3 protein-coding genes are annotated in these 2,507 nt (G+C 63.4%); 1 reads left to right on the top strand and 2 read right to left on the bottom strand.

All coding sequences use genetic code 11. The annotated features are described in order from the left end of the window. The coding region (locus K728_RS0117440; RefSeq protein WP_024477470.1) for an MBL fold metallo-hydrolase at positions 1-623 on the bottom strand (623 nt) is incomplete at its 3' end. Then, positions 623-1,708: an S-(hydroxymethyl)mycothiol dehydrogenase gene (locus K728_RS0117450; protein WP_024477471.1), complete on the bottom strand. Its 1,086-nt coding sequence runs from the start codon at positions 1,706-1,708 to the stop codon at positions 623-625. The genes K728_RS0117440 and K728_RS0117450, both read right to left, overlap by 1 nt. A 508-nt stretch (positions 1,709-2,216) precedes the next feature. On the opposite strand from K728_RS0117450, the gene K728_RS0117455 reads away from it, so the two are divergent. Continuing rightward, positions 2,217-2,507 (top strand): hypothetical protein (locus K728_RS0117455; protein WP_024477472.1); only part of this gene is annotated, 291 nt, incomplete at its 3' end.

The following is a 2,507-nucleotide window of genomic DNA, read 5'->3' on the forward strand; positions in this document are numbered from 1 at the left end:
CCGCGCGCAATCCATTCATCAAGTGATGGCGCCTCGGCGCCCACCGTCGTTGAATCGCCGTGCCCGGGGCGAACCACCGTGTCAGCCGGGAGGCTGAGCAGGCGGTCACGGATGGATTCGATGATGGTGGGGAAGTCGCTGAAGGATCGGCCAGTCGCGCCGGGACCGCCCTGGAACAGGGTGTCGCCGGTAAAGACGGTGCCGGCCTCTCCGAGGTAGAAGCTCACGGACCCGGGGGAATGCCCGGGGGTGTGCAGCGCCTTCAGGGTGACGCCAGCGACCGTGAATTCATCGCCGTCGTTGATGTCCTGGTCCGGCGCCGGGTCAGGATAGACCTGGTCCCACAGCATCCGGTCGGCCGGATGCAGGTGGATGGGCGCCCGGACAGCGTCGTAGACGTCGCCGACGGCGCGGATGTGATCATCATGGCCGTGGGTGAGCAGGATGGCTCGGACCTGTCGCCCATTGATCTGTTCCACCACCGCTGCAGCGTTGTGCGCAGGGTCGATGACGATGCATTCGGTGTCATCGCCGATGATCCAGACATTGTTGTCAACGTCCCAGGTTCCGCCATCGAGGGAGAAGGTTCCGCTGGTCAGCAGGTGTTCAATGCGTGCAGCCATCAGAGTTCCACCACCGAGCGCAGCACCGAGCCGTCGTGCATCTTGTCGAACGCGGCTTCAACCTGGTCGAGCTTGATCCGTTCGGTGACGAAGGCATCGAGGTCCAGGTTGCCCTGCTGGTAGTGGCTGACCAGCATTGGGAAGTCCCTGGAGGGGAGGCAGTCGCCGTACCAGGACGACTTGAGCGAGCCGCCGCGACCGAAGACATCGAGCAGCGGCAGTTCCAGCATCATGTCAGGGGTAGGGACGCCCACCAGCACCACTGTGCCGGCGAGATCGCGTGCGTAGAACGCCTGTTTGTAGGTTTCGGGGCGGCCGACGGCGTCGATCACCACGTTGGCGCCGTTGCCGCCGGTGAGGGCCTGAATGGCCTCGACAGCGTCCTGGTTCTTGGAGTTGACCGTGTGGGTTGCTCCCAGTTTCCTGGTTGCTTCAAGCTTTCGGTCATCGATGTCTACGGCGATAATCGTCGTCGCACCCGCGAGCTTGGCGCCAGCGATGGCTGCACTGCCCACGCCGCCGCAACCGATGACGGCTACCGAGTCGCCCCGGCGCACGTTGCCGGTGTTGATGGCGGCGCCGATGCCTGCCATGACGCCGCAGCCCAGGAGGCCGACGGCGGCCGCATCCGCTTCGGGATCCACCTTGGTGCACTGGCCGGCAGCGACGAGAGTCTTCTCGGCGAAAGCGCCAATACCCAGGGCAGGGGAGAGCTCGGTGCCGTCTTCAAGCGTCATTTTCTGGGTGGCGTTGTGGGTGTTGAAGCAGTACTGCGCTTCACCGCGACGGCAGGCACGACATTCGCCGCAGACCGCACGCCAGTTCAGGATGACGCGGTCGCCGGGTGCTACCTGGGTAACGTCGGGTCCGACGGCGCTGACCACACCGGTGGCTTCGTGGCCGAGGAGGAAGGGGTAATCGTCACTGATCCCACCCTGCTTGTAGTGCAGATCGGTATGGCAAACGCCGCAGGTGAGGATATCGACCAGTGCTTCACCAGGTCCCGGATCTGGGACGAGGATGGTCTCGATGCTGGCTGGTGCGTTCTTTTCCCTGACAACTACGGCTTGGACTCTATGAGCCATTTCAACACGGTCCTTTCGGTTGGGTACCGGGCGGTATCCCAAGCATAGGCACGGAGTCGGACAGTGGCTCAATCACGTGATCTTTCCCCCACTTTGGGCAAGTTCAGCGAGTTTTAGGGTGGACGTGACCCGGATAGGTTGCTCGGGCGGCGTGACCGGGCCTGTGCTGGAGCCAAAGATCAGCTACGAAGAAGATCAGGTAGTGATCAGAAGGGATGTTGAGGCATTGCCTGAGGCGGGATATGACTGTCCCGGCAACGACATGGTCGCGACGACCGTTGAATTGGCAGAACCGGTTGGCGCTCGGAAATTAGTCGATGGAGGTTGTCTGGCCGGGGAGGCTGCGACCACGCCATTCTGCGAGAACGACGGCGTACGCACCCCGTGGCGTTCGCCTGCCGGGTCCTGAAGAGACCGTTCACGCTGTTCGCTGTGAGCTTAATCCGGGTTGGTCCTGCCGGCCTGCCTGACGCCGAAGAATGTCAGTGGCAGATGATGTGATGGAGGTATGAAGCAGCAGGAGAATACCGGCGGGAACCGCAGCATCGCTGAGGTTTTTACGGCCAGCCTGGGTGCGGCTAGCCCGGGTTCTGTTGACTCGGTTTCGTTGGCTGGGATGGATCCGTCGTGGAGCACCGGCGAGGTGGCCGGTGTGTTGCGGCGACTCGGGAAGGCCAGCCGGGCCCACCGGTATGCGGCCAACACGGCGGCCACCAAGGTGGAACTGGCCGGCCCCGAATCGCTGGTCTCCATGTTGCTGCCCTGGGAAGCCAACCGCGTCCCCGCGAAGAAACCCGCC

It is taken from the genome of Arthrobacter sp. CAL618, from assembly GCF_000468215.1.
Taxonomy (GTDB): Bacteria; Actinomycetota; Actinomycetes; order Actinomycetales; family Micrococcaceae; genus Arthrobacter_D.

What these genes read in the sequence shown, in the direction of transcription:
- K728_RS0117450 (WP_024477471.1), bottom strand. Translation starts at nt 1,708, where the DNA reads ATGGCTCATAGAGTCCAAGCCGTAGTTGTCAGGGAAAAGAACGCACCA.